This window comes from Rhizobium sp. NLR16a (assembly GCF_017948245.1).
Classification (GTDB): Bacteria; Pseudomonadota; Alphaproteobacteria; order Rhizobiales; family Rhizobiaceae; genus Rhizobium.
The window spans coordinates 1765513-1790516 of the sequence record NZ_CP072865.1; the positions used below are offsets into that span (position 1 = coordinate 1765513).

26 protein-coding genes and 1 pseudogene are annotated in these 25004 nt (G+C 62.1%); 14 read left to right on the forward strand and 13 right to left on the reverse strand.

The window, feature by feature from the left end:
- Window positions 1-96: 96 nt before the first annotated feature.
- Both J7U39_RS08530 and J7U39_RS08535 read left to right on the forward strand, forming a co-directional pair.
- On the forward strand, window positions 97-1299 hold the full coding sequence (locus J7U39_RS08530; RefSeq protein WP_247241738.1) for an MFS transporter: 1203 nt from the start codon (window positions 97-99) through the stop codon (window positions 1297-1299).
- A 72-nt stretch (window positions 1300-1371) separates the two neighbouring features.
- Window positions 1372-2340, forward strand: a complete 969-nt coding sequence (locus J7U39_RS08535; protein ID WP_210631349.1) for a substrate-binding domain-containing protein — start codon at window positions 1372-1374, stop codon at window positions 2338-2340.
- 72 nt (window positions 2341-2412) lie between these two features.
- On the opposite strand, the gene J7U39_RS08540 is transcribed toward J7U39_RS08535, so the two are convergent.
- The 6 genes from J7U39_RS08540 to J7U39_RS08565 form a co-directional block, all read right to left on the reverse strand.
- Window positions 2413-3678 (reverse strand): ABC transporter substrate-binding protein, encoded by a 1266-nt coding sequence (locus tag J7U39_RS08540; RefSeq protein WP_210631350.1) that lies wholly within the window; start codon window positions 3676-3678, stop codon window positions 2413-2415.
- A 25-nt stretch (window positions 3679-3703) separates the two neighbouring features.
- Window positions 3704-4537, reverse strand: coding sequence for a carbohydrate ABC transporter permease (locus tag J7U39_RS08545; protein WP_210631351.1), 834 nt, complete (start codon window positions 4535-4537; stop codon window positions 3704-3706).
- Window positions 4534-5457, reverse strand: coding sequence for a sugar ABC transporter permease (locus J7U39_RS08550; protein ID WP_210631352.1), 924 nt, complete (start codon window positions 5455-5457; stop codon window positions 4534-4536). Before J7U39_RS08550 ends, J7U39_RS08545 begins: the two co-directional genes overlap by 4 nt.
- Window positions 5450-6631, reverse strand: a complete 1182-nt coding sequence (locus J7U39_RS08555; protein WP_210631353.1) for an ABC transporter ATP-binding protein — start codon at window positions 6629-6631, stop codon at window positions 5450-5452. The genes J7U39_RS08550 and J7U39_RS08555 overlap by 8 nt, the downstream gene beginning before the upstream one ends.
- Window positions 6628-7458, reverse strand: coding sequence for a metallophosphoesterase (locus tag J7U39_RS08560; protein WP_210631354.1), 831 nt, complete (start codon window positions 7456-7458; stop codon window positions 6628-6630). The genes J7U39_RS08555 and J7U39_RS08560 overlap by 4 nt, the downstream gene beginning before the upstream one ends.
- A gap of 192 nt (window positions 7459-7650) precedes the next feature.
- Complete coding sequence (locus tag J7U39_RS08565) at window positions 7651-8046, reverse strand: hypothetical protein (protein ID WP_210631355.1); 396 nt, start codon at window positions 8044-8046, stop codon at window positions 7651-7653.
- Between the two features lie 207 nt (window positions 8047-8253).
- Between J7U39_RS08565 and J7U39_RS08570 the strand changes: the two genes are divergently transcribed.
- From J7U39_RS08570 to J7U39_RS08595, 6 genes are all read left to right on the forward strand, one after another.
- Entirely contained in the window at window positions 8254-8442 is a 189-nt protein-coding gene (locus J7U39_RS08570) for a hypothetical protein (RefSeq protein ID WP_210631356.1), read from the forward strand.
- Window positions 8443-8535: 93 nt separating this feature from the next.
- Window positions 8536-8829 carry a hypothetical protein gene (locus J7U39_RS08575; protein ID WP_210631357.1) on the forward strand — a complete coding sequence of 98 codons (294 nt, stop codon included), beginning with the start codon at window positions 8536-8538 and terminating at the stop codon, window positions 8827-8829.
- A 59-nt stretch (window positions 8830-8888) separates the two neighbouring features.
- Complete coding sequence (locus tag J7U39_RS08580) at window positions 8889-9395, forward strand: helix-turn-helix domain-containing protein (RefSeq protein ID WP_210631358.1); 507 nt, start codon at window positions 8889-8891, stop codon at window positions 9393-9395.
- A gap of 13 nt (window positions 9396-9408) precedes the next feature.
- Complete coding sequence (gene fabF, locus J7U39_RS08585) at window positions 9409-10674, forward strand: beta-ketoacyl-ACP synthase II (RefSeq protein WP_210631359.1); 1266 nt, start codon at window positions 9409-9411, stop codon at window positions 10672-10674.
- A gap of 92 nt (window positions 10675-10766) precedes the next feature.
- Window positions 10767-11195 carry a DUF4864 domain-containing protein gene (locus tag J7U39_RS08590; RefSeq protein ID WP_210631360.1) on the forward strand — a complete coding sequence of 143 codons (429 nt, stop codon included), beginning with the start codon at window positions 10767-10769 and terminating at the stop codon, window positions 11193-11195.
- Window positions 11196-11301: 106 nt separating this feature from the next.
- A complete protein-coding gene (locus J7U39_RS08595; protein ID WP_210631361.1) occupies window positions 11302-12372 on the forward strand; it encodes an acyltransferase in 1071 nt (356 codons plus the stop codon).
- Window positions 12373-12374: 2 nt separating this feature from the next.
- Here the strand turns inward: J7U39_RS08595 and tgt are convergent, their stop codons facing one another.
- The 5 genes from tgt to coaD form a co-directional block, all read right to left on the reverse strand.
- Window positions 12375-13505, reverse strand: a complete 1131-nt coding sequence (tgt, locus tag J7U39_RS08600; protein WP_210631362.1) for a tRNA guanosine(34) transglycosylase Tgt — start codon at window positions 13503-13505, stop codon at window positions 12375-12377.
- On the reverse strand, window positions 13506-14588 hold the full coding sequence (queA, locus tag J7U39_RS08605) for a tRNA preQ1(34) S-adenosylmethionine ribosyltransferase-isomerase QueA (protein WP_210631363.1): 1083 nt from the start codon (window positions 14586-14588) through the stop codon (window positions 13506-13508).
- A 72-nt stretch (window positions 14589-14660) separates the two neighbouring features.
- Window positions 14661-15170, reverse strand: a complete 510-nt coding sequence (locus tag J7U39_RS08610) for a peptidylprolyl isomerase (protein WP_010029525.1) — start codon at window positions 15168-15170, stop codon at window positions 14661-14663.
- Window positions 15171-15198: 28 nt separating this feature from the next.
- Complete coding sequence (locus J7U39_RS08615) at window positions 15199-15771, reverse strand: peptidylprolyl isomerase (protein ID WP_210631364.1); 573 nt, start codon at window positions 15769-15771, stop codon at window positions 15199-15201.
- Between the two features lie 42 nt (window positions 15772-15813).
- A complete protein-coding gene (coaD, locus tag J7U39_RS08620; RefSeq protein ID WP_210631365.1) occupies window positions 15814-16308 on the reverse strand; it encodes a pantetheine-phosphate adenylyltransferase in 495 nt (164 codons plus the stop codon).
- 90 nt (window positions 16309-16398) lie between these two features.
- Here coaD and J7U39_RS08625 point away from each other — a divergent pair, with 90 nt between their 5' ends.
- From J7U39_RS08625 to J7U39_RS32175, 3 genes are all read left to right on the forward strand, one after another.
- Entirely contained in the window at window positions 16399-16698 is a 300-nt protein-coding gene (locus tag J7U39_RS08625; RefSeq protein WP_210631366.1) for a hypothetical protein, read from the forward strand.
- A 143-nt stretch (window positions 16699-16841) separates the two neighbouring features.
- The gene (locus J7U39_RS08630) at window positions 16842-16997 is read left to right on the forward strand and encodes a hypothetical protein (protein WP_210631367.1); all 156 of its coding nucleotides are present in this window, start codon (window positions 16842-16844) and stop codon (window positions 16995-16997) included.
- Window positions 16998-17033: 36 nt separating this feature from the next.
- A complete protein-coding gene (locus J7U39_RS32175; protein ID WP_010056528.1) occupies window positions 17034-17168 on the forward strand; it encodes a hypothetical protein in 135 nt (44 codons plus the stop codon).
- A 175-nt stretch (window positions 17169-17343) separates the two neighbouring features.
- On the opposite strand, the gene gyrA is transcribed toward J7U39_RS32175, so the two are convergent.
- Complete coding sequence (gene gyrA, locus J7U39_RS08635; RefSeq protein ID WP_210631368.1) at window positions 17344-20133, reverse strand: DNA gyrase subunit A; 2790 nt, start codon at window positions 20131-20133, stop codon at window positions 17344-17346.
- A 237-nt stretch (window positions 20134-20370) separates the two neighbouring features.
- Between gyrA and J7U39_RS08640 the strand changes: the two genes are divergently transcribed.
- Window positions 20371-21018, forward strand: coding sequence for a MarC family protein (locus tag J7U39_RS08640; RefSeq protein ID WP_210631369.1), 648 nt, complete (start codon window positions 20371-20373; stop codon window positions 21016-21018).
- Between the two features lie 103 nt (window positions 21019-21121).
- Here J7U39_RS08640 and J7U39_RS08645 read toward each other — a convergent pair whose 3' ends face one another.
- Window positions 21122-21637, reverse strand: coding sequence for a single-stranded DNA-binding protein (locus tag J7U39_RS08645; protein WP_210631370.1), 516 nt, complete (start codon window positions 21635-21637; stop codon window positions 21122-21124).
- Window positions 21638-21919: 282 nt separating this feature from the next.
- Here J7U39_RS08645 and uvrA point away from each other — a divergent pair, with 282 nt between their 5' ends.
- Together uvrA and J7U39_RS31765 are read left to right on the forward strand one after the other, a co-directional pair.
- A complete protein-coding gene (uvrA, locus tag J7U39_RS08650; RefSeq protein WP_210631371.1) occupies window positions 21920-24841 on the forward strand; it encodes an excinuclease ABC subunit UvrA in 2922 nt (973 codons plus the stop codon).
- 30 nt (window positions 24842-24871) lie between these two features.
- Window positions 24872-24988: pseudogene (locus J7U39_RS31765) on the forward strand (GNAT family N-acetyltransferase); the annotation flags it as partial.
- Window positions 24989-25004 lie beyond the last annotated feature (16 nt).

Consider the following 25004-nt stretch of genomic DNA (forward strand, 5'->3'; position numbering starts at 1 on the left):
GGCGAGGCTTAATTACGCCGCTCCCCCTATCCTGCAGAATTCCATCCTCTTTCAACTCATGGGCTCGACCCACCATTGATCAAGGAGGAGATCTGCATGACCACCGCAAGCACGACATCACAGAGCGAGGATCGGATTCCATGGACTGCGATGGCCGGCATTATCGCGACGGTGACGGTGTTTGCCGCGGCGCAGGGACTGACCTACCCGCTGCTGAGTTTCATCCTGGAGCGACAGGGAATAACATCAGGCCTGATCGGCCTCTCGGCAGCGATGACGCCACTGGGTTTCATCATATCGGCGCCCCTCATTCCGGCGCTTTCGCGAGGCGTAGGCGGGGCGCGGCTGGCCATCCTCTGTTCGATCCTGGCTGCCCTTACCCTGGTCGCGATTGCCGGGACCCAGCAGGTCTGGGCCTGGATGCCGCTGCGTTTCCTGCTCGGCTTCTTTGCCAATCCGCTCTACGTGATCAGCGAAACCTGGCTGATCACGATCACGCCGGCACCGCGCCGCGGCCGAATCCTCGGCCTCTATTCATCGATCGTTTCGGCTGGTTTCGGCATCGGCCCACTATCCCTGGGCCTCGCCGGCACGGAAGGCTGGCCCCCCTTCACGATCGGCATCACGGCCTTCCTTGCCTGCGGCCTGATCGTGCTTGCCGTTGCCCCACACCTGCCTGACATGCCCGACGAAGGCAAGGCAACGTCGGTCGGCGGCTTCTTCGCGCTGGCGCCGCTGCTGCTGTTTGCGGTTTTCACCGCCGCCGCCTTCGAGCAGATCCTGCTTTCCCTGTTCACCGTTTATGGAACGGTACTCGGCAGCGCCGAGGAGCGTATCGCTTCGCTCATCACTTGTTTCGTCGCCGGCAATGCCATACTGCAGATCCTGCTCGGGCGGGCGGCCGAGCGGTTCGGCGCGCCGCGGACCATGTTGTTCTGTGTGCTGGCTTGCCTCACCGGCTGCCTGCTGCTGGCGTTCATCTTCAACACCTGGCTCGTCTGGCCGCTGGTTTTTATCTGGGGCGGTGTCTCCTTCGGGCTCTACACCACATCGCTGATCGAGCTCGGCGAGCGTTTCAACGGCCGGACCCTGCTCGCCGGCAATGCAGCCTTCGCCTTCGCATGGGGCATCGGCGGCATGGCGGGCTCGCCGGCGGCCGGACTGGCGATGCAGCTGATCGGGCCTCAGGGTCTGCCACTATCTCTCGGTCTGCTCAGCGGTGTCCTGGCATTGCTTCTTTGGGGTGAGAAACGGCGCGGCGCCGCCTCTGACCGGCGCCCTCCCCGATCGCCGCAGTGAAGTGTCAGATCAATGTCATCGAAACCCTTTAAAGCGCCCCCCAATGAATTGGATTGATGCGAGGTGCTTTTGATGGCGACATTGCAGCAGGTCGCGTTCCGGGCAGGATGTTCGCTGGCGACCGCAAGCAGAGTTCTCAGCCGCAACGGACCAGCCAGCGATCTGATGGTGCGCAGGGTGCGCCGCGCCGCCGCAGAACTCGGCTATCATGCGGCCGGACGGCTCGGCCGCAGGCCGGTGGTCGGCGTCTTAATTCCAAGCATCACCAATCCGGTCTTTGCCTCGTCGCTATCAAGCATCCAGAACCGCATGCTGGTCGCCGGCCATGGCGTGTTGATCGCCCAGTCGAATTACGATCCGGCACGCGAGGCCGATGCCGTCGCGGCGCTGCTGAACGACCGACCGACAGGGCTGATCCTGACTGTTTGCGATCCGTCGACCAGCGAGGCGCTGCTTGCCAGGCTGCCGCCGACCGTGCTGCTCCACAACCGGCCGACGGCACAGTTTCCGGCGGCGGTCACCGCCGACAATCGCGGCGCCGGCCGGGAGATCGCCACCTTCCTGATCGGCAGGGGCCATCGCCGCATTCTCTTCCTCTCCGGCAATTTCGCCGCCTCCGACCGGGCGCGGCTTCGCTACCAGGGTTATCTCGACGCGCTGGCCGATGCCGGGCTGGCACCACTCGATGCCGTGCAGATCCCCTTCGTCGGCAGTTACGACCAGCTCGATCTCAGCACCATCATGACCGCGCTTGCGCCGACGGCGATCATCGCCTCCAACGATCTTCTGGCGCTCGGCGTCATTGGCGCGCTGAAGCGTGAGGGGCTTTCGGTGCCTGGGGATATTTCGGTCGCCGGCTTCGACGGCATCGCCATCGGCCGGCTGATCGATCCGCCGCTGACGACCATTGAAATGCCGGATGCCAGCATGGGGGCGACGGCGGCCTCGCTGCTTCTCGACATGGCGGAGAATGCCGCCCCTGCCCGCCATCTCGATGTCGCCTTTACGCTGCGCCGCGGCGGCACGGTGCGGCCCATCTGAGACGCTTGAAAACAAGAAGGGCCGCCCTGCGCTCGGCGTAGCGGCCCAACTCTTTCCTTATCGGAAAAGCGATCAGCTGCGCGGCAGCATGCCCCCGACATCAGCGGCCGCGTCGTCGAGCGCTTCCTTCGGCTCGGCCGACTGGTCGACGATGCGCGAGAGGTTGTCGACGATCGTCTGGGTGACCTTGACGCCGTTCGAGCCGGGGAAGGCATACCAGGGGATCATCACCGGCATCTGGCTGAGGCCAGCCTGGAACAGCGGGTTCTGCTTGTAGAAATCGCCGAGATATTCGGGCGACTTGGCGGCGAGCTCGTTGTTCGGGACATAACCGGTGCCGGGCACGACGACCGAGGCGCCGTAAGGGCCGGCAGCGAATTTGGCGAACTTCCAGGCGGCGTCCTGCTTGGCGGCGTCATGCGTTACGATGACGACGGCGTTACCGCCCGTCGGCAAGCGGCCGCTTAGCGGATCGATCAGCGGGATCTTGGCGGTGCGCAGATCGAACTTGTTACCAACGTTCTTGATCGTATTGCGCAAGGCGCCCGTCGTCTGGAATTCGAAACCGACCTTGCCGGCCGCGAAAGCCTGTTCGCCGGCGGGCTTGGTGAAAACCGGCATGCCGCCTTCGGTGACGAGGCGATGCAGGACTTCGACGGCCTTCTTGCCCTCCGGACCGTTGAAGGCGACCTTGCTTTCGTCGTCGCTCAGCATCTTGCCGCCGGCGCCGAAGAGGAGCGCGGAAAACATCCAGTCATCGCCCTGCCAGCGGAAATCGATGCCGTCGACGCCGTTGCCGAGCGCTTTGATCTTACCACCGAGCGCGATGACCTCGTCCCAGGTCTTCGGCGGATTATCGGGATTGCCGCCGGCCGCCTTCACGAGATCGGCGTTGTAATACATGATCGGGTTGGAAGTGGCGAAAGCGAGACCGACCTGCTTGCCCTTGACCTGGGCGAGCTTGAGGATCGTGTCAGAGAAGCCCTGCTCGGCCATGTTGCCGTCCTTCTGGACGAGCGGGCCGAGATCGATGGCGACGTCGCGCTCGTCGAGCATGCGCAGGCGGTTCAGGCCGATAAAGGTGATGTCGGGCATTTCGCTGGTGCCGGCCTGACGAAGGATCGTCTGGATGCCTTCCTCATAGGTCGCGGACGGGCTGGCGAACTGAATCTTGATGTCGGGGTTCTCAGCCATGAATTTCTTCGAGATCGTGTCCATCACGTCCTTGAAGAAGCCCGGCATCGGGTAATGAACCGTCAGCGTCGTCTCGGCATGCGCCGGAAGCGCGATTGCCAGGGATACGGCCGCTGCGGCGAGAAGCTGGGTGATATGTTTCATCGCTCGTTCTCCTGAGTTGAACCGATCAGCCTTTGAGACCGGTCATGGTGATGCCCTCGACGAAACGCTTCTGCGCAAGCAGGAAGGCGATGACGAGGGGAAGGGTAATCATGAGGGTGGCGGCCATTAGCGCGCCGTAGTCGTCGCCGGCTTCGGCGGCGCGAAAATACATCAGCCCGAGCGGCGGCGTGGCGTAGTCCTGCCTGCTGATGACGACCAGCGGCCAGTAGAGGTCATTCCAGTGCGCGACGACCGAGAAGATGGCGAAGGCGGTGACTGCAGGCCAGGCATTCGGCACGATGACGCGAGCGACGATGCCGAGCTCGGACATGCCGTCGAGACGCGCAGCATGGATGAGATCATCCGGCATGGCGCGAAAGAACTGCAGAAACATGAAGATCGCGAAGACCGAAATGGTGAAGGGCGCAACGAGGGCGGCGTAGCCGTTGAGCAGCGAGGCGTGGTCGAAGGCGACATAGAGCGGCAAGGCGGTCGCATGGATCGGCACCAGCAGGCCGAGCATGACCAGCACTATCATGGCACGGGCGGCCCCAAAGCGCAGCTTCGCCATCGCATAGGCGCAAGGGATCGCCACCAGCACCTGGAAGAAGAAGATCAGCCCACAGACGACGACGCCGTTCCACAGGAGCCGCGCCATCGGCACCCGGCTCAGGGCCCTGGCAAAATTCTCCGCATAGGTGAGGTGCGCCGGGATCAACGACAGCGACGAGGTAAAAATATCGCTCTGCGCCTTGCCTGCCGCCGAAATCATGAAGACGTAGGGCGAAAGGAAGATGATCGCGCCCAGGGAAAGCAGCGTCAGGCGGATGATCCGGCCGAGGGAAAAAACGCGCGTCATGTGTAATGCACCCGCCGATCGAGGATGCGGAACTGCAGGAACATCAGCACCACGAGGATCAGGAGAAAGACAACGGTCATCGCCGAGGCGTAGCCGACGCGCAGGTAGACGAAACCTTCCTGGTAGATGGTAAAGAGCAGCACCTCCGACGCCTTGTTCGGCCCGCCTTCCGTCAGCGTCTTGACCGTCTCGAAGACCTTCACCGCGTTGGTGATGCTGATCGTGATGACGAAGAGCGTCGTCGGCCCGAGCATTGGCCAGGTGACGAGCAGGAAGCGATCGAGGGCGGATTTGGCGCCGTCCACTTCGGCTGCCGCGTAAAGTTCGCGCGGGATCGCCGTCAGCCCGGCCAGGAACAACACCATGTTGAAGCCGGCCGACTGCCAGACGCCGATGATCGAGAGGCTGTAGAGCACCGTGCCGGAACTGCCCAGCCAGTTCGGCCCTGGCAATCCCGCCAATGCCAGAAGCGCGTTGATGGGTCCGATGGTCGGATGAAACATATATTGCCAGACGGTCGCCATAGCGACGATCAGTGAGGCGACCGGCAGGAAATAAGCGGTGCGGAAGAAGCTGCGCGCCGCCGTCTCGCTCTCGATCAGCATGGCGATACCGAGGCCGAGAAGGATCGAGACGGGCGCGACGATCGCCGTATAGACCGTCGTATTCCAGAGCGACTTGCGGAACGTGCGGTCGGTGATCAGATGCGCGTAATTCTCGAAGCCGACGAAGCGGAACTTGCCGTAGCCGAGTTCGAAATCGGTAAAGCCGAGGAAGATGACAGCCGCGACCGGCAAAAGCACGAAGAGGAACAGCAGCACGATCGCCGGCAGCACCAGCATCCAGGCGATGCGGGCCTCGCTGCTCCGATGTGCAACGGCGGGATTGCCAACTACGCCCATGGAAACGACGTTAGCCATGCGCCCTCTCCCGCGCGATATCGCCTGCGGCGAGCTCATTGCCGGCCTCCGCGCGAGCGGCCAGCCGGCTGCCATCCTTGGCGAAAGCCATCGTCCGGCCTGTGGCAAGCCGCAGCCCGACCGGATCGCCGGCGGCGAGGCCTGCAGCCTCCGGCGGCTGAACCTTGGCGATCACGGTCTCGCCGATCGCATCGAGACGGCAATGGAGGATGACCTCCGATCCCAGGAACTCGACGCGCTCGATCCGGGCGGCAAGCCCGTCCTGGCGGTTCCGGTCGAGAGAGACGAACTCGGGGCGAATGGCGAGCGTGACCGGCATCTTGCCGGCGGGCGAGTTTTCCAGCGTCAGGCGCAGGTCGCCAAAGGCAACCACACCGTCTTCGGCTTCCGCCGGCAGTTGATTGATGCGCGGCTGGCCGATGAAACGGGCGACCTCGACATGGGCGGGATCGTCATAGATGACCTCGGGGCTTGCGATCTGCAGCAACCGGCCGCCCATCATCACGGCGACGCGATCCGCCATCGACAGCGCTTCCGCCTGATCATGGGTGACGTAGAGCGTCGGCACGCCGGCGCGGCGATGCAGGTCGACGATCTCGCCCCGGGCGTGGACGCGCAGGTTGGCGTCGAGGTTGGACAGCGGCTCGTCCATCAGGAAGATGCTCGGCCGGCGCACCATGGCGCGGGCGAGCGCCACGCGCTGGCGCTGACCGCCGGACATCTGGCCGGGCTTGCGGTCGAGCAGGTGTTCGATCTTGAGTGATGTCGCCATTTCCCTGACGTCGCGGGCGATCGCCGCGCGGATGGCGCGCTGGCTCGGCATCAACGAACCGATGAAGGGCAGCCGCTGCATGTTCGACAGCCGGCGCATCGCCAACGGCACGGCGATATTCTGCGACGCCGTCAGATGCGGATAGAGGGCGTAGGACTGAAAGACCATGGCGATGTTGCGGTCGGCGGCTGCCACGCCCGACATATCTTTCCCGCCGATCAGGATCTCGCCCCCGTTGGCGTGGTCGAGGCCGGCAAGCACGCGCAGGAGCGTGCTCTTGCCGCAGCCGGAGGGACCCACCAGCGCGATGAATTCGCCGCCGCCGACATCGAGGCTGACGCCATTCAGGATCTGGTTACCGGCGAAGGACTTGGTGATGCCGCGAAGCGAGAGCGCGCTCATTCCACCGGTTCCCGCTGCTTGACCGCCTGGGGATAGACCTCGTGAACGACGTCATCGAGCACATGCGCGGTCATGCCGGGCACGGCGACGATCGCGCTTGCGACCGACGTATCGAACTCGTGGACGACGGCGCCGATCAGGCGCTCGCCCGGCATTTCCCGCTCCATCTTATCGATGATGAAGGCCGCCGACGGCCCCCATGTCAGCTGGGTGTTGCCGAAGCCGCCCTGCCAGGCCCAATGGAGGTGGCCGCTGGCGAAAAGAGCCACGTCATGGGCGGCGATCAGCTCGTAGAGCTGCTGGCGCTGAGCCGGCCGGACGCTCCAATAGCCGGTATCGCCTTCGTCGGGTGCATCCACGAACAGCGGCTTATGCGCGAACAGGGCCACGCGCCGCCCGGCCCTGTCGGCAAGCGCCCGCTCGAGCCATTCGAACTGCGCCTGCTCCTCATCGTCCTCATGACCGAGAAGCAGCGCGTTCAAGCCGATGAAGCGCCAGCCGGCTCCATCTTCCAGCCAGCGATCGGGGCCGGCGACGCTGCGCCAGCGGGCCAGCCGCTCGGCATTGACGGGCTGGTCCGAACCCTTGAGGTGGCCGACATCGTGATTGCCGGGAACGATTAGCATCGGGATCGATACCTGGCGCATGAGATCCATCGAGAAGACGATGTCCTCGTCCTTGTCGGCGCCGTCGACGGTGAGATCACCGGTATGGACGATCAGATCGGCGCCGGTCTCTTCGATCCAGCATAAAAGTGGTGCCCAGTTGCCGTTGAAATGCGGCTTGCCGGGGCTGAAATGCGTGTCGGTGATCTGAATGATTTTCATGGGGCGCGCGCGTCTCCGAGAACCTCGGAAGCGTCTCCTGGACGCTCCCTTCTCGGCCCCTCTCTAGAGGGCTCCCATGTCAATCAGACAGCTGCGGTTTTCAGCTGTTTTTCAGTTTTGACGTCAATCCGTCACACAGGCGCAGGCCGCTCCCGCATCGGGAGCCGGCTAACCTGCGGGATCGGATGGAGATCAATGCCGCGGCGCGTTGGCGGGAATGGACGATACCGTCGCCGAAACGGGGTCGCTTGCCGGAAAGGTGTCCTCGAGACCTTCGTTAAGCTCCTCTTCCAGCGTTTCGCTATCGTGGGTGGAACGCGCGCTCGGCTGGCCGACGAGGCCCTTGCTGCCTTCGTCAAAATTGCCGTTGCTCAGGGCGTCGTACCGGTTGATGCTGCCGTCCGCGTTGCGGCCCGGAAAGGCGGTCAGCTGAACCATCATCACCTTGGCGTGGTCGAGCGCCGTCGAACTGTCGAGCTCGCCATGGGAATTGTTGATTTTGACGGCAATCGACTCTCCTCCCTCGCCCAGGAATTCCACAATGAAGAAGTTGCCGGACTGTGTCACGCGCGTATCGATCAACTGCATGGGAGCCTCCTGTGTTCATGCCAAACCAACGGCGATCAGCAGCAGGAGTTCCACAACGACGCCATTTCCATGCTGTGCATGCTGCGCCGAGGGTCAGATCCGCTGAAACTCGGCTGGCTTTTATGGTTAATTTATTAATAATTCGGAGTTTATATTGGAACCAGGCGGCCTTTCCGCATGTTGTTGCTGCGCCGTGGAGGAACCTCGATGATCCTGAAAATCCTTGCTCCCAAGATCGACGCCGATTGCGATGATACCGGCACCTATTCCGACGGGATCTTCGCCGAAAACCGCATCGACCTTTCGTCGCGCGGTGACGGCCGCCGTCGTTCCCCACATGAACGCGATTACGGCGCCGACAGAAAACTGGAAAAACTGCCGCTCGGCTTCGTCTAAGCAGCCTGCGGAAGGCCATAACCTCCTCTTGCCGGCCGGATGATCCCGGCCACATTCTCCTGTGACGCCACTCGCGCAGGTCAGGAGAACCCTTTGCCCTGGATCGCCTACATCGCCCATTTCATCGCCGCGGCCTTTCTGGTCAACGGCATCCCGCATTTCGTCAACGGCGCCAGCGGCCGGCGCTTCCGCACCCCGTTCGCCAATCCAAGTTCGCCGACGGTGAATGTCATATGGGGCTGGGCGAACTTCCTCATCGCCTTCCTGCTCTTTGCCAATATCGGGCCGCTCTATATCGGCACTCCGGGCGATACGATCTTCGCCGCGGCTGGCATGCTCGTCACCGGCATCCTGCTCGCCCGCTTCTTCGGAGGTGACGGCATCTAGAGCTTTCCTACGCATATGTTACTTGCATGATGATAGTCACTCCTGTACTGACATCTGCCATGCAGCGGACAAGTTTCAGCCAATTCAAATGCCCGGCGGCGCGCGCGCTGGACAGCGTCGGCGACTGGTGGAGCATCCTGATCCTGCGCGACGCCTTCCAGGGGCTGTCGCGCTTTGACGACTTCCAAAAAAGCCTCGGCGTGGCCCCGAACATCCTGACGCGACGGCTGAAACACCTGACGGATGAAGGGCTGTTCGAACGACGGCTCTACCAGCAGCGCCCTGCCCGCTACGAATATCTGCTGACAGAAAAGGGGCGCGATTTCTTTCCGGTGCTGATGGCGCTGTTTTCCTGGGGAAGTCGGCACATTCCGGAAGAGGATCTCGCCTTTCTACTCAGCGACGCCGCCTCCGGCAAAGCGCGCGAGACGGTCCTTGTGGACGCACGAACCGGCGAAGAAGTAACGCCCCAAAACACCAGCCTGCTCGCTGGACCAGCCGCCGACGACGAGGTGCGTGCGCGGATCGCCCGCATGCGCGCCTGGTATCTCGGCATCGACGCATAGAGAGGAAAATACCATGGATCGCATCGTTGTCACCGGCATGGGACTTGTCTCGCCCCTCGGCACCGGCGTCGAGCCTGCCTGGAAACGTCTCGTCGACGGCGCCTCCGGTCTGAGGGTGCTGCCGGCCGATGTCGTCGGCGAGCTTTCGGCCAAGGTTGGCGGTGTCGTCCCCGGCCTCATCGAGGATGTCGAGGCTGGTTTCGACCCCGACCGCTCCATCACGCCGAAGGACCAGAAAAAAATGGATCGCTTCATCCAGTTCGCCATGGCGGCGACGGAGGAGGCGGTGAAGCAGGCAGGCTGGATGCCGACCGATGAAGGCAGCCGTGAACGCACCGCAACGATCATCGCTTCGGGCGTCGGCGGCTTTCCTGCGATCGCCGAAGCAGTGCGGATCGGCGAGACGCGAGGCGTGCGGCGGCTATCGCCCTTCACCGTGCCCTCCTTCCTCGTCAACCTCGCGGCCGGCCAGGTCAGCATCCGCTATGGGTTCAAGGGTCCGCTCGGCGCGCCGGTGACGGCCTGTGCCGCCAGCGTCCAGGCTATTGGTGATGCGGCGCGGTTGATCCGCTCCGGCGAAGCCGATGTGGCGATCTGCGGCGGTGCCGAGGCCTGCATCGACAAGGTAAGCCTCGGCGGCTTTGCCGCCGCGCGTGCGCTTTCCACCGGCTTCAACGAGACGCCGGAACTGGCCTCGCGGCCCTTCGACACAGCGCGCGACGGTTTCGTCATGGGCGAAGGCGCCGGCATCCTGGTGATCGAAACGCTGAACCATGCGCTGGCCCGCGGGGCCACACCGCTTGCAGAACTCGTCGGCTACGGCACGGCGGCGGATGCCTACCACATGACCGCAGGCCCAGAAGATGGCAATGGCGCGCGCCGGGCGATGGAGGCAGCACTCAGGCAGGCGAAGATTCCGGCCTCGGAGGTCCGGCACCTCAATGCGCACGCGACGTCGACACCGGTCGGAGACAAAGGCGAAATCGCTGCGATCGGCACGGTCTTCGGCCGCAACGGCGCCATTGCCGTCAGCGCGACGAAGTCGGCGACCGGCCATCTGCTCGGCGCGGCCGGCGGGTTGGAAGCAATCTTCACCATTCTTGCGCTGCGCGATCAACTCGCGCCGCCGACCCGCAACCTCAATGAAGTCGATCCGGCCGCCGACGGCATCGATATCGTCGGCAAGACGGCGCGGCCGCTGGCGATGGACTATGCCATCACCAACGGCTTCGGTTTCGGCGGCGTCAATGCCAGCGCCCTGTTCCGGCGCTGGTCGTAACACGGCTGCGCAGTTTTGCTGGAATTGCGCCGGAAATCGCCTACACTTCCGCACTGTCGGGGATCTTTCTCCGACAGAGCCGGAGATCATCCATGCGCGCCTTCTTCGCAGTTCTCATCCTGTGTGCCGCGTCCCTCGTCTCCACCGTCTCAACCCGCGCCGAAGACCCGATCGACACGACACGGACGATGATCGAGGAGCAGATCAAAGCCTTCCTCAACGAGGATGCCGAGACCGCCTATTCCTTCGCCGCTCCCGCCATTAAGGCGATGTATCCCGACAAGAACCTGTTCTTCGCCATGGTGAAGAAGAGCTACGAGCCGGTCTATCATCCCGGCAATTACGCCTTTGGCCGCAGCCGCTCGATCGATAACGGCGCTCTGATCTACCACGAGGTGCTGATATCGGGCCGCGACGGCAGGGATTGGACGGCCATCTATCAGATGACCCGACAGCCGGACGGCAGCTACCGGATCAACGGCGTGCAGATGATGCCGGATGCCGACAGCAAAGGCATTTGAAGCGCTGTTCTTGGCTGGATGAAACACTGCCCGGCACTTGGATTCGTTGCACTAACCATTTTGAAATCGTGCTGGAGTAAAAATCCGTCAGCGGGGGATTGGCGGGTTGAATACAGGCAAGCAGTTTTTCACGGCACTTGAAGCGTTGCGAGGAATCGCGGCCATCGTGGTCATGTTCCTACACACTGGCGGCACGCTTGGTCCGATACCTGTCAACATCAGCTACCTTGCCGTTGACCTTTTCTTTCTTTTGAGCGGCGTCGTGCTTGCGAATTCATACGAATGGCAACTGGCAACGGGACAGATTTCGCCTGCAGGATTTCTGCTGCAGCGTATCATTCGGCTTTATCCTGTATATCTGCTTTCTCTGCCTGTTGGCCTTGTCAGCTATGGAATTCAATTCGGCTTCGATTGCCTCACCCTGGCCGGACTTCTTCTGAAGGCGGTTCTGTTCATTCCAAACGCAGGCACGGGCGGCGCCTTTCCTCTGAACGGGCCCAGTTGGTCGCTCTTCTTCGAATTCTGGGCCGGAGTGCTGTTTTCCGTTCTTCTGGTGCGACTATCGTCCAGAATCTTGCTCGCCATCGCCCTCGCAACAGCGGCTATCACCTTGTACGGTGCCCTTGGGGGCAATTTCGACATTGGCCATCAGGCGGGCTATTTCGGATTTGGCTTCTCGAGAATTTTGTTCTCGTTCTCGCTCGGGATCTGCCTTCGCAGGTTGCACGAACTTCGGAGGCCGAATGCGGTCAATAGAGGCAATACCATCGGCATTTTCCTCTGTGGTTTGCTGATTGTGATCACGAATATACCCGCGAGCACATTCTACGGTTTTCCCTATTTTGATCTTTTCGTATGCTTCGTGATTTTCCCGGCCATTGTCTGGGTCGCAATGCGCACGAGGCAGACCGGCCTAATCGGGCTGGCATTCCGTTGGCTGGGGATCGTTTCCTATCCGATTTATATACTGCACGCCCCCATCTTCGAGTTGCTGCATTTACTGCGGCAAAAGGGCTTTGACCTCCCGGCCTCTCCGGCAGCTGGGATGGTCGTCGTGATAGCGATTATCATCATGGCGGGCATCGTCGCCATTCACTTCGACGAGCCAGTGCGTAAAAAGCTCAAGACAATGACTGCGCCAAGACCAGCATCTGAGCTTCCCGCGGGGGCGAGCTAGCCTCAGACCGGGTCGAGATCGCCCCTTGCCCATTCCTCCATGGTCTCCGCCATGAAGTCGGCGAAGCGGCCTTCGGCGATCGCCTTGCGGATGCCCTGCATCAGTTCCTGGTAATAGGCGAGATTGTGCCAGGAGAGCAGCATGCCGCCGAGCGCCTCATTGGCGCGGACGAGATGGTGCAGATAGGCGCGGGAATAATCGCGCGTGGCCGGGCAGTTCGACTGTTCGTCGAGCGGACGCATGTCCTCGGCATGACGGGCGTTGCGGATATTGACCTTGCCGCGGCGGGTGAAGGCCAGGCCATGGCGGCCGGAGCGGGTCGGCATGACGCAGTCGAACATGTCGATGCCACGGGCGACAGATTTGAGGATATCGTCAGGCGTGCCGACGCCCATGAGGTAACGGGGCTTCTCACCCGGAAGCACGGGCAACGTCGTTTCCAGCATCCGCAGCATGACATCCTGCGGCTCGCCGACGGCAAGACCGCCGACAGCGTATCCCTTGAGGTCGAGCTTGGTCAGCTCCTCGGCCGAACGGACGCGCAGCGCCGGGATGTCGCCGCCCTGGACGATGCCGAACATGGCCTTGCCGGGCTGCTCGCCGAAGGCCACCTTGCAGCGCTCGGCCCAGCGCAGCGACATTTCCATGGCGCGCTCGATCTCCTTCGGCTCGGCCGGCAGCGCCACGCATTCGTCGAGCTGCATCTGGATGTCGGAGCCGAGCAGGCCCTGGATTTCGATCGAGCGCTCCGGCGACATGTGGTGCAGGCTGCCGTCGACATGCGACTTGAAGGTGACACCCTGCTCGTCGAGCTTGCGCAGGCCGGACAGCGACATGACCTGGAAGCCGCCCGAATCCGTCAGGATAGGATGTTCCCAGCGGATCAGCTTGTGCAGGCCGCCGAGGCGGGCGACGCGCTCCGCTGTCGGGCGCAGCATCAGGTGATAGGTATTGCCGAGAATGATGTCAGCGCCGGTCTCGCGCACCTGGTCGAGATACATGGCCTTGACGGTTCCGACCGTCCCGACCGGCATGAAGGCCGGTGTGCGGATTTCGCCGCGCGGCATGGAAATCTCACCGAGACGGGCGCCGGCATCGGTCTTCTCGAGCGTGAATTGGAAGTTCTCTGTCATCTAGTCTTTCCGGAAAAGAAGGCTCGCGTCGCCGTAGGAGTAGAAGCGGTAGCCCATGGAAATAGCGTGTTCATAGGCCGCATGCATGGTTTCGAAGCCGGCGAAGGCCGAGACCAGCATGAACAGGGTCGAGCGCGGCAGGTGGAAATTGGTCATCAGCATGTCGACCGCCTTGAAACGGTAGCCGGGCGTGATGAAGATCCCCGTGGCGCCGGCCCAGGGCTTGATCTCTCCACTTTCCTCGGCGGCGCTCTCGATCAGCCGCAGCGAGGTGGTGCCGACACAGACGATACGCCCGCCTCTTTGCTTTACCGCGTTCAGCCGGGCAGCAGTTTCTGCGCTGACGTAACCGCTTTCGAGATGCATCTTGTGATCGGCGGTATCGTCAGCCTTCACAGGCAGGAAAGTTCCGGCGCCGACATGCAGAGTGACGAAATGGCGTTCGATACCGGCCTTGTCGAGGGTCTCAAACAGGCCAGGCGTGAAGTGCAGGCCGGCGGTGGGGGCTGCAACGGCGCCCTCCTCGCGGGCATAGATCGTCTGGTAGTCGATGCGGTCGCGCTCGTCCTCGGGGCGTTTGGCGGCGATATAGGGCGGCAGCGGAATATGGCCGACGGCGCCAATCGCCTCGTCGAGCGCCGGACCGGAAAGATCGAAGGCGAGGGTCACTTCGCCGGCTTCGCCCTTTTCCTCCACCGTCGCATCGAGCGAGCCGATCATGCAGCTTTCGCCACTGTGGCCAAAGGCGATGCGATCGCCCTCCCTGATGCGCTTGCCCGGCTTGGCGAAGGCCTTCCAGCGGCTGGGACCGACGCGCATGTGCAGCGTCGCTGAGACCTGCTGCCCGCCAGCGCCGTCGCGATGACGGATGCCCTCGAGCTGGGCGGGAATGACCTTCGTGTCGTTGAAGACAAGCGCGTCCCCGGCGCGCAGAAATGACGGCAGATCGGAAACACGATGATCCGATAGTGCGCTTGCCGCATTTGCATTCACGACGAGCAGCCGTGCGCTGTCACGCGGCTCGGCGGGCCGCAGGGCGATGCGCTCCTCGGGCAGATCGAAATCGAAAAGGTCAACGCGCATAAGTGTACTTTCAGGCAAAGCGAAACCCGCCCCGCGCTCTCGCGCAAGGGCGGGTTTCAGCAAACATCACAATCAGACGTCGGCGGCAACCCGCATCGAGACGATCGAGTCCGGATCGGAGACCGGTTCGCCGCGCTTGATCTTGTCGACATTGTCCATGCCTTCGATCACTTGGCCCCAGACGGAATACTGCTTGTTCAGCCACGGCGCGTCGGTGAAGCAGATGAAGAACTGCGAGTTGGCCGAGTTCGGGTTCTGCGAACGGGCCATCGAGCAGGTGCCGCGAACATGCGAGGTCGCGGAGAATTCAGCCTTCAGGTCCGGCTTGGAGGAGCCGCCCATGCCGGCCCGGCCGGGATTGAAGGTTTCAGAGCCCTTCTTGCCATATTCGACGTCGCCAGTCTGGGCCATGAAATCCTGAATGACGCGGTGGAAAACGACGCCGTCATAGGCCTTCTCGCGGGCGAGTTCCTTGATGCGGGCAACGTGCTCCGGAGCGACCTGCGGCAGCAGCTGAATGACAACCTTGCCCTTGGTGGTTTCCAGAATGATGGTGTTTTCGGGATCCTTGATCTCGGCCATTGTCTTCTCCTCTTGTTTCTCTTGTAACTTACTTCTTGCCCAGGGTGACCTTGATCATCCGGTCGGGATTTTTGACTTCGCCGTTCTGGCCTTCGCCACGCTTGATCTTGTCGACATTTTCCATGCCGGAAACGACCTTGCCGACGACGGTATACTGGCCGTTCAGGAAAGAACCGTCGGCAAACATGATGAAGAACTGCGAATTGGCGGAATTCGGATCCTGCGAACGAGCCATGCCGACAGTGCCGCGCACGAACGGGGTCTTAGAGAATTCAGCCGGGATGTCGGGCATGTCGGAGGAGCCGGTGCCGGCAAGGCTGGCATCGAAGCCCTTTTCCATGTTGCCGTATTTGACGTCGCCGGTCTGGGCCATGAAGCCGTCGATGACGCGGTGGAAGGCGACGTTGTCATATTCGCCCTTCTTGGCGAGCGCCTCGATCTGGTCGACATGCTTCGGCGCCACATCCGGCATCAGCTGGATCACCACCGGGCCGTTCTTCAGCTGAATGGTGAGATAATGATCGGCCGACTGGGCCAAGGCATCCCCCGCGAAGGAGGCAAGATATAGCACGCCGGCAAATGCGAGATAAAAGAGTTTCATGTGAGCTCCGTTGCGGCGTTATCCGCCTAGGCTTTGCGCTTGCTAGTTTGGGCGCTTGGATGTGAGGGCTTGCAAGACCGCGGCCGGGACGAAAGCGCTGACATCGCCGCCCATGGCGGCGATCTGGCGGACCAATGTGGCGGTAATGGGCCGCGACGCCGTGCCGGCCGGCAAAAAGATGGTCTGGATATCTGGCGCCATCGTTCTGTTCATGCCGGCCATCTGCATTTCGTAGTCGAGATCCGTGCCATCGCGAAGGCCGCGGATCAGAAGTGTGGCGCCATGGGCGCGGGCGGCATGGACGACCAGATTGTCGAAGGCGACGACGGTGATGTCGCCGGTCTTGCCGGGCAAGGCTTCGGCCAGCGACAGGCGGATCAGCTCGGCTCGCTCTTCGAAAGAAAAGAGCGGCGCCTTGCCGGGATGGATGCCGATCGCGACGATGACTTTTTCGGCGACGTTCAGCGCCTGGACCAGAACATCCACATGTCCGTTGGTGATCGGGTCGAAGGACCCAGGATAAAAAGCTGTCGTCATCTGGCCCGGCCATTGGTTTGACGCCTTTTGTCACGGATGCGGACTTGTCGCAAGTGATTTACCCGGCCGCGCCGCTCGGCTGAACAACGGATGAACATGCCATTCAAGGCCGTTTCAGGCGGGATCTGTTTAACTCGGATCATCAACAAAGCCGATGCCATTCCGGCAGCCGGCGCTCCCAAAAGATCGAAATCCATGCTGATCGTGCTCGTTGCGCTTGCCATTGTTTTCTCCCTCGCCGCCGAGATGGCGTATGGCTACTTCGCCGATCGCTACGAGGTGAACTGGGTGCGGCCGGAGCTTGCCGAACATGCGGCGATTGTACGCGCCCAAGGCCGCCTGCGCGGAAATGAGGGTCGGCTGCGAGAAAAAATCGGATTTCGAATCTGAACGCCAGATGAACGAGACATTCAAGGATGCTTCAGATCGCCATTGGTAAACACCCGCTCAACATCCGGCGGAACCATTTTTAAACGGATGCGTTCACTCAACCGACACAGAAATGCGTCAAAGCGCGGCAGGAAGGACTAATAATGCCCGGCAAGATTACGATGATTAACGTGCTCTGGATGGTCATGGTCACGGGCATGCTCACCGCAACTGTCGCTCTTTATGACCAGAAGGTCGATGCCTCCAAAGTTTATGGCCCTTATGCTTCGGCTCGCACGGCCGTACTGGGCCAGTACTGAGGAGCGAGTACGCAACTCCCCAGGAAAGGAATGCCTATGTTCACGATCTTGACAGTGCTCACCGCCCTCATCAGCGTCATGTTCATCGTGTCTGTGGCCTCGACGATATCAGCGCTGCGGCGTGAAGGCGAAGAGGTGAAGGCGCTGAACGAAAAGCATAGCGCGTTCTGACATTCCTCTCTTTCCCTCCCATGAGCGGCACCGTTCCGCTGCCTGGGGCTTTCAAGCCGGATGCACCCAGCGTCCGGCTTTTTTTCTTGGCCAGCGAGTGAGCCAACTGAATGCTTCAGCCTGAAAGCAGGGCTCTAACAGAAAAGGGCGGCTCGAAGCCGCCCCGTTCATTCGATTATTCTTCGGCAGCACCGCCCGGATCACCATCGGCGACCGGCGTCTCATCGGCGCCTTCGACGGCCCCTTCCGTCTCATCCTCCTCCGGCTCACTGATGCGCTCGACCGAGACGACCTTCTCGTCCTTGGCCGTCGAGAAGATGGTGACGCCCTTGGTGGCGCGGCTGGCGATGCGGATGCCGCCGACCGGCACACGGATGAGCTGACCGCCATCAGAGACGAGCATGATCTGATCGCCGTCATCGACCGGGAAGGCTGCAACCAGTTCGCCGATCTCGCCGGTTTTCGACGTATCGGTAGCGCGGATGCCCTTACCGCCGCGGCCGGAGATACGGAAATCGTAAGAGGACGAACGCTTGCCGAAGCCCTTTTCGGAGACGGTGAGCACGAACTGTTCGCGTGCCTTCAGCGCCTCGTAGCGTTCGTCGGAGAGCTGTCCCTCCTCGGTGACCTCCTCTCCGACGAGAGCGATATCCTCTTCATCAACGCCTATCGCCCGGCGTTCGGCGGCAGAGCGCTTGAGGTAGGCGGCCCGTTCCCATGGCTCGGCATCGACATGGCCGACGATCGTCATCGAGATGATGCGGTCGCCCTCGCCGAGATTGATGCCGCGCACCCCGATCGAGTTGCGGCCGGCAAAGACGCGGACGTCGTCGACCGAGAAGCGGATGCACTGGCCGAGCGCCGTGGTCAAAAGAACGTCGTCCCGCTCGGTGCAAGTCTCGACGGAGAGGATTTCATCGCCCTCCTCTTCCAGCTTCATGGCGATCTTGCCGTTGCGGTTGACCTGAACGAAGTCCGACAGCTTGTTGCGGCGAACCGTACCGCGCGTCGTCGAGAACATGACGTCGAGATTATCCCAGCTCGCCTCGTCCTCGGGCAAGGGCAGGATGGTGGTGATGCGCTCGCCGGGTTCGAGCGGCAGCATGTTGATCAGCGCCTTGCCGCGCGAGGTCGGCGTGCCGATCGGCAGTCGCCAGACCTTCTCCTTATAGACGATGCCGCGGGAGGAGAAGAACAGGACTGGCGTATGGGTGTTGACCACGAATAGCCGGCTAACGAAATCTTCGTCGCGGGTGGTCATGCCGGAGCGGCCCTTGCCGCCGCGGCGCTGGGCACGGTAGGTGGTCAGCGGCACGCGCTTGATGTAACCAAGATGCGAGACGGTGACGACCATATCCTCGCGGGCGATCAGATCCTCGTCGTCCATTTCGAGGCCGCCATCGACGATCTCGGTGCGGCGTGGCGTGCCGAACTCGTCGCGGACGGCTGACAGTTCGTCCTTGACGATGGTCTGGATGCGCACACGCGAGGAAAGAATATCGAGGTAATCCCGGATTTCCTCGCCTATCTTATTGAGTTCATCACCGATTTCGTCACGGCCGAGTGCAGTCAGGCGGGCAAGGCGCAGCTCGAGAATGGCGCGCGCCTGCTCCTCGGAGAGGTTGTAGGTGAGGTCGTCGTTGATGCGGTGGCGCGGATCGTCGATCAAACGGATCAGGCTTTCGACATCTTCGGCCGGCCAGCGGCGCGTCATCAGCTCTTCGCGGGCCGACTGCGGATCGGGCGCCTGGCGAATGACGCGGATGACTTCGTCGATATTGGCGACGGCGATCGCGAGGCCAACCAAGACGTGCGCGCGCTCGCGCGCCTTGCGCAGCAGGAACTTCGTTCTCCGGCTAACGACTTCCTCGCGGAAGGAGACGAAGGCGCGCAGCATGTCGAGCAGGGTCAGCTGCTCCGGCTTGCCGCCGTTCAGCGCCACCATGTTGCAGCCGAAGGAGGTCTGCAGCGGCGTGTAGCGATAAAGCTGATTGAGGATGACCTCGGCATTGGCGTCGCGCTTCAATTCGATGACGACGCGATAGCCTTGGCGGTCGGATTCGTCGCGCAGGTCGGAGATGCCCTCGATGCGCTTTTCACGCACCAACTCGGCCATCTTCTCGATCATCGTCGCCTTGTTCACCTGGTAGGGAATTTCGGTGATGATGATCTGCTCGCGGTCGCCGCGCATCGGCTCGATGGTGGCGACGCCACGCATGATGACGGAGCCACGGCCGGTCTCGTAGGCCGAGCGGATACCGGCACGGCCGAGGATCTTGGCGCCCGTGGGGAAGTCAGGGCCGGGAATGATCTGCATCAGTTCCGGCAGCTCGATCGCCGGATCGTTGATCAGCGCGATGCAGCCGTCGATCACTTCGGAGAGGTTGTGCGGCGGAATATTGGTGGCCATGCCGACGGCGATGCCGCCGGCGCCGTTGACGAGCAGGTTCGGGAACTTGGCGGGAACCACGACCGGCTCAGAGAGCGTGCCGTCATAGTTGTCGCGGAAATCGACGGTTTCCTTGTCGAGATCGTCGAGCAGCGAATGAGCAGCCTTTTCCAGGCGGCACTCGGTGTATCGTTCGGCCGCCGGCGGATCGCCGTCGATGGAGCCGAAATTGCCCTGACCGTCGATCAGCGGCAGCCTGAGCGACCAGGGCTGCGCCATGCGGGCGAGCGCATCATAGATCGCAGCGTTGCCGTGCGGATGGTATTTACCCATCACGTCGCCGGTAACGCGGGCGCATTTGACGTATTTCTTGTTCCAGTCGATGCCGAGCTCGGACATGCCGTAGAGGATGCGCCGGTGCACGGGCTTCAGGCCGTCGCGCACGTCGGGCAACGCGCGGCTGACGATGACGCTCATGGCGTAATCGAGATACGACCGCTGCATTTCCTCCATGATGGAGATGGGCTCGATGCCTGGCGGGAGCTTCCCGCCGCCGGGGGGTGTTTGCTCAGTCAAAACAGATCACGATCTCTTCTAGAATCACTTGAAGATTTATAGCGGAAAGCCTGTTCCCGCGCCAATTTCTGAGCGCGTTTTGAACAGGCTTTTGCGGCCGAAAAAGGGTAAAGCACCGGAGTTGTGCGGCCGGACCGGACAAATCCGCCGCAGGCCGCCGCGGCACATTTGCCAAATCCAAATCCCCGCTTCACAATCGCAGTAAATCACACACCCATATGGGCTTTGGGAGAGACGATGGCAAGCGCCGACCAATTGATCAACGCCTTCACGACGCTTCTCGTCACCATCGATCCCCCAGGGCTGGCGCCGCTGTTCCTGGGGTTGACAACCGGCATGAGCAGAGCCCAGCGCACGCAGGTGGCGCTGCGCGGTTCGACGATCGCCTTCATCATCCTCGCGGTCTTTGCGCTGTTCGGCGCCGGCGTGCTCGGCGTGCTCGGCATCTCGATCGGGGCCTTCCGCATCGCCGGCGGGCTGCTGCTCTTCTGGATTGCCTTCGAAATGGTCTTCGAGAAGCGGCAGGACCGCAAGGAGAAGGCGACCGAGGTGGCGATCACCAAGGATCATATCGAAAATGTCGCCGTCTTTCCCCTCGCCTTGCCGCTGATCGCCGGCCCCGGCGCGATTTCGGCGACGATCCTGCTTGCCGGGACGCTCGCGACCTCGATCGGAAAGTTGCAACTGATCGGCGTCCTTGCCGCCAATCTGCTGCTGACCTTCGTCATGCTGCTCGTCGCCGAACGGCTCGACCGTTTCCTTGGCGTCACCGGCCGGGCAATCCTGACACGGCTGCTCGGCGTCATCCTCGCCGCGCTTGCGGCGCAATTCGTCGTCGACGGGGCAAAATCGGCGCTCAATCTGATCAGCGCGACGCCGCACTGACAAGGCGCCGACTGAAGCAATTGCAGTCGGAAAGCAGAGAGAGCATGGTGCCGCTCAGGACACCATGCTCTCAGCTGCTTATAAAGTCAGGAACCGCGATCGATCAGAACGGGATGTCGTCGTCGAGATCGCGCGAGAAGTTGCCTCCGCCACCGCCGCGGTTCGACGATGAGGACGACGCCGGGGCGCCGTAATCGTCGCCGTAATCATTGTTGCTGCTGCCGCCGCGGCCGCCGCCGAAGCCGGAGCTCGCACCGCCGCCCTCGCCGCGTCCATCCAGCATGGTCAGCGTCGAATTGAAGCCCTGCAGCACCACTTCCGTCGAATAACGGTCCTGGCCCTGCTGGTCCTGCCATTTGCGGGTCTGCAGCTGGCCTTCGATATAGAGCTTGGCGCCCTTCTTCACATATTGCTCGACGACCTTGCAGAGGCCTTCGTTGAAGACGACGACAGTGTGCCATTCGGTCTTTTCGCGGCGTTCGCCGGAATTGCGGTCGCGCCAGGTCTCCGAGGTCGCGATACGGAGATTGGCGATCGGCCGGCCATCCTGAGTGCGGCGGATTTCGGGATCTGCACCCACGTTTCCAACCAGAATTACCTTGTTCACGCTACCAGCCATGCTTCTCACCCTGCCTGCCGCCCTGCCCGGCGGCGTTAATCGATCAGCGCACCTTAAACCATCGCGGACCGTCAATGCGCGTAAACGGTCGTTCATCCACATGTTTATCCATCAGAAAGCCGCATGCATTCATCAGGAATTTTGTTCTTTATTTGTTCTAGTTTATCCGTATGATCCTGTCAACAGAATCGAAAACCTTGAAGCTTCCCGGATATTCAGCCTCGACTCGCCCGCCGGCATCACTAAATAAGGGCTGTTATCCAGAAAACCAAAGCAGAGACGATGAGCGAACTGAAGACGATCTCCATCCGCGGCGCGCGCGAGCATAATCTGAAGAGCATCGATCTCGATCTGCCGCGCAACAAGCTGATCGTCATGACCGGTCTGTCGGGCTCGGGCAAATCCTCGCTCGCCTTCGACACTATCTATGCCGAGGGCCAGCGGCGCTATGTCGAAAGCCTGTCGGCCTATGCCCGGCAGTTCCTCGAAATGATGCAGAAGCCCGATGTCGACCAGATCGACGGGCTGTCGCCTGCCATCTCGATCGAGCAGAAGACCACGTCGCGTAACCCGCGCTCGACGGTCGGCACCGTCACCGAGATCTATGACTATATGCGCCTGCTCTTTGCCCGCGTCGGCGTTCCCTATTCGCCGGCGACCGGCCTGCCGATCGAGAGCCAGACCGTCAGCCAGATGGTCGACCGCATCCTCGCTTTTGGCGAAGGCACCCGTCTTTATATTCTCGCGCCGCTCGTGCGCGGCCGCAAGGGCGAATACAAGAAGGAACTGGCGGAGCTGATGAAGAAGGGCTTCCAGCGCGTCAAGATCGACGGCCAGTTCTACGAAATCGCCGAGGCGCCTGTTCTCGACAAGAAATACAAGCACGACATCGACGTGGTCGTCGACCGCATCGTCGTGCGCCCCGATGTGTCGGCGCGCCTGGCCGACAGCCTGGAGACCTGCCTGAAGCTCGCCGACGGGCTGGCAGTCGCCGAATTCGCCGACAAGCCGCTGCCGCCGGAGGAAACGTCGGCCGGCGGCTCGGCCAACAAGTCGCTGAACGAAACGCATGAGCGCGTGTTGTTTTCGGAGAAGTTCGCCTGCCCGGTCTCGGGCTTTACCATTCCGGAAATCGAGCCCCGCCTCTTCTCGTTCAACAACCCCTTCGGCGCCTGCCCGACCTGCGATGGTCTCGGCGCCCAGCAGAAGATCGACCCGGATCTGATCGTGCCCGAACCGGAGCGCACCTTGCGCGACGGGGCGATCGCCCCCTGGGCCAAGTCGACCTCGCCCTATTATAATCAGACGCTGGAGGCGCTCGGCAAACATTACGGCTTCAAGCTCGGCACCCGCTGGAACGATCTTTCCGACGAGGCCAAGGATGTGATCCTCAACGGCACCGACGACAAGATCGAATTCCATTACGCCGACGGCGCCCGTTCCTATACGACGCACAAGAACTTCGAGGGCATCATCACCAATCTCGAGCGCCGCTGGAAGGAGACGGATTCCGCCTGGGCGCGCGAGGATATCGAGCGCTTCATGTCGGCCGCCCCCTGCCCGGCCTGCAACGGCTATCGCCTGAAGCCGGAAGCGCTGGCGGTGAAGATCAACAGGCTGCATATCGGCGAAGTGACCGAGATGTCGATCCGCGTCGCCCGCGACTGGTTCGAAACGCTGCCGGCGACCTTCAACGCCAAGCAGAACGAGATTGCCGTGCGGATCCTCAAGGAGATCCGCGACCGGCTGCGATTCCTCAACGATGTCGGCCTGGAATATCTCAGCCTGTCGCGCAATTCAGGCACGCTGTCGGGCGGCGAAAGCCAGCGCATCCGCCTCGCCTCGCAGATCGGCTCGGGCTTGACGGGCGTACTTTACGTGCTCGACGAGCCGTCGATTGGCCTGCATCAGCGCGACAATGCCCGATTGCTCGACACGCTGAAGCACCTGCGCGATATCGGCAATACCGTGATCGTCGTCGAGCATGACGAGGATGCCATCCTGACGGCCGATGACGTCGTCGACATCGGCCCCGCGGCTGGTATCCATGGGGGGCAGGTCATCGCCCATGGCACGCCGCGGGATATCATGGACAATCCGAAGTCGCTGACCGGCAAATATCTCTCGGGCGAACTCGGCGTTCCGGTTCCGGACGAGCGCCGCAAGCCGAAGAAGGGTCGCGAGATCAAGGTCGTCGGCGCGCGCGGCAACAATCTGAAGAACGTCACCGCCTCGATCCCGCTCGGCGTCTTTACGGCGGTGACCGGCGTTTCCGGCGGCGGCAAGTCCACCTTCCTGATCGAGACGCTGTATAAATCAGCGGCGCGCCGCGTCATGGGCGCGCGCGAAATTCCGGCCGACCACGACCGCATCGACGGTTTCGAGCATATCGACAAGGTGATCGATATCGACCAGTCGCCGATCGGCCGCACACCGCGCTCGAATCCGGCGACCTATACCGGCGCCTTCACGCCGATCCGCGACTGGTTCGCCGGCCTGCCGGAAGCCAAGGCGCGCGGCTACCAGCCGGGCCGCTTCTCCTTCAACGTCAAGGGCGGCCGCTGCGAGGCCTGTCAGGGCGACGGCGTCATCAAGATCGAAATGCACTTCCTGCCCGATGTCTATGTCACCTGCGACGTCTGCCACGGCAAGCGCTATAACAGAGAGACGCTCGACGTCACCTTCAAGCAGAAGTCGATCGCCGACGTGCTCGACATGACGGTAGAGGAAGGCGTCGATTTCTTTGCGGCGGTACCTGCCGTGCGCGACAAGCTGCAATCGCTGAAGGATGTCGGCCTCGGTTACATCAAGGTCGGCCAACAGGCCAATACGCTCTCTGGCGGCGAAGCGCAGCGCGTCAAGCTCGCCAAGGAGCTGTCGAAACGCTCGACCGGACGCACGCTCTATATTCTCGACGAGCCAACGACCGGCCTGCATTTCCATGACGTCGCCAAGCTCCTGGAAATGCTGCACGAGCTCGTCAACCAGGGCAACTCCGTCGTGGTGATCGAGCACAATCTCGAAGTCATCAAGACAGCAGACTGGGTGCTCGATTTCGGCCCGGAGGGCGGCGATGGCGGCGGCGAGATCGTCGCGACCGGCACACCGGAAGCGATCGTCAGGGAAAAGCGCTCCTATACCGGCCAGTTCCTGAAGGAATTGCTGGAGCGGCGGCCGGCGAAGAAGGCGGTCGCGGCGGAATGACGATGAGGTTGGCGTCGCCCGACGATCTCCAAACGGACTATCGCGCTTTATAGTGTCTTCGGGTTCCGGAAAACGGGTCGCCGACCGAACCCTTATCGGCCAGGATGGACGCTGATCGACATGACGAAAGAGATTCATGCGGCCTGACCGCTGCGAACTGGGA

Coding starts and splice junctions, on each gene's coding strand:
- J7U39_RS08530 (WP_247241738.1), top strand. CDS start 97: ATGACCACCGCAAGCACGACATCACAGAGCGAGGATCGGATTCCATGG.
- J7U39_RS08535 (WP_210631349.1), top strand. CDS start 1,372: ATGGCGACATTGCAGCAGGTCGCGTTCCGGGCAGGATGTTCGCTGGCG.
- J7U39_RS08540 (WP_210631350.1), bottom strand. CDS start 3,678: ATGAAACATATCACCCAGCTTCTCGCCGCAGCGGCCGTATCCCTGGCA.
- J7U39_RS08545 (WP_210631351.1), bottom strand. CDS start 4,537: ATGACGCGCGTTTTTTCCCTCGGCCGGATCATCCGCCTGACGCTGCTT.
- J7U39_RS08550 (WP_210631352.1), bottom strand. CDS start 5,457: ATGGCTAACGTCGTTTCCATGGGCGTAGTTGGCAATCCCGCCGTTGCA.
- J7U39_RS08555 (WP_210631353.1), bottom strand. CDS start 6,631: ATGAGCGCGCTCTCGCTTCGCGGCATCACCAAGTCCTTCGCCGGTAAC.
- J7U39_RS08560 (WP_210631354.1), bottom strand. CDS start 7,458: ATGAAAATCATTCAGATCACCGACACGCATTTCAGCCCCGGCAAGCCG.
- J7U39_RS08565 (WP_210631355.1), bottom strand. CDS start 8,046: ATGCAGTTGATCGATACGCGCGTGACACAGTCCGGCAACTTCTTCATT.
- J7U39_RS08570 (WP_210631356.1), top strand. CDS start 8,254: ATGATCCTGAAAATCCTTGCTCCCAAGATCGACGCCGATTGCGATGAT.
- J7U39_RS08580 (WP_210631358.1), top strand. CDS start 8,889: ATGCAGCGGACAAGTTTCAGCCAATTCAAATGCCCGGCGGCGCGCGCG.
- fabF (WP_210631359.1), top strand. CDS start 9,409: ATGGATCGCATCGTTGTCACCGGCATGGGACTTGTCTCGCCCCTCGGC.
- J7U39_RS08590 (WP_210631360.1), top strand. CDS start 10,767: ATGCGCGCCTTCTTCGCAGTTCTCATCCTGTGTGCCGCGTCCCTCGTC.
- tgt (WP_210631362.1), bottom strand. CDS start 13,505: ATGACAGAGAACTTCCAATTCACGCTCGAGAAGACCGATGCCGGCGCC.
- queA (WP_210631363.1), bottom strand. CDS start 14,588: ATGCGCGTTGACCTTTTCGATTTCGATCTGCCCGAGGAGCGCATCGCC.
- J7U39_RS08610 (WP_010029525.1), bottom strand. CDS start 15,170: ATGGCCGAGATCAAGGATCCCGAAAACACCATCATTCTGGAAACCACC.
- J7U39_RS08615 (WP_210631364.1), bottom strand. CDS start 15,771: ATGAAACTCTTTTATCTCGCATTTGCCGGCGTGCTATATCTTGCCTCC.
- coaD (WP_210631365.1), bottom strand. CDS start 16,308: ATGACGACAGCTTTTTATCCTGGGTCCTTCGACCCGATCACCAACGGA.
- J7U39_RS08625 (WP_210631366.1), top strand. CDS start 16,399: ATGAACATGCCATTCAAGGCCGTTTCAGGCGGGATCTGTTTAACTCGG.
- J7U39_RS08630 (WP_210631367.1), top strand. CDS start 16,842: ATGCCCGGCAAGATTACGATGATTAACGTGCTCTGGATGGTCATGGTC.
- J7U39_RS32175 (WP_010056528.1), top strand. CDS start 17,034: ATGTTCACGATCTTGACAGTGCTCACCGCCCTCATCAGCGTCATGTTC.
- J7U39_RS08640 (WP_210631369.1), top strand. CDS start 20,371: ATGGCAAGCGCCGACCAATTGATCAACGCCTTCACGACGCTTCTCGTC.
- J7U39_RS08645 (WP_210631370.1), bottom strand. CDS start 21,637: ATGGCTGGTAGCGTGAACAAGGTAATTCTGGTTGGAAACGTGGGTGCA.
- uvrA (WP_210631371.1), top strand. CDS start 21,920: ATGAGCGAACTGAAGACGATCTCCATCCGCGGCGCGCGCGAGCATAAT.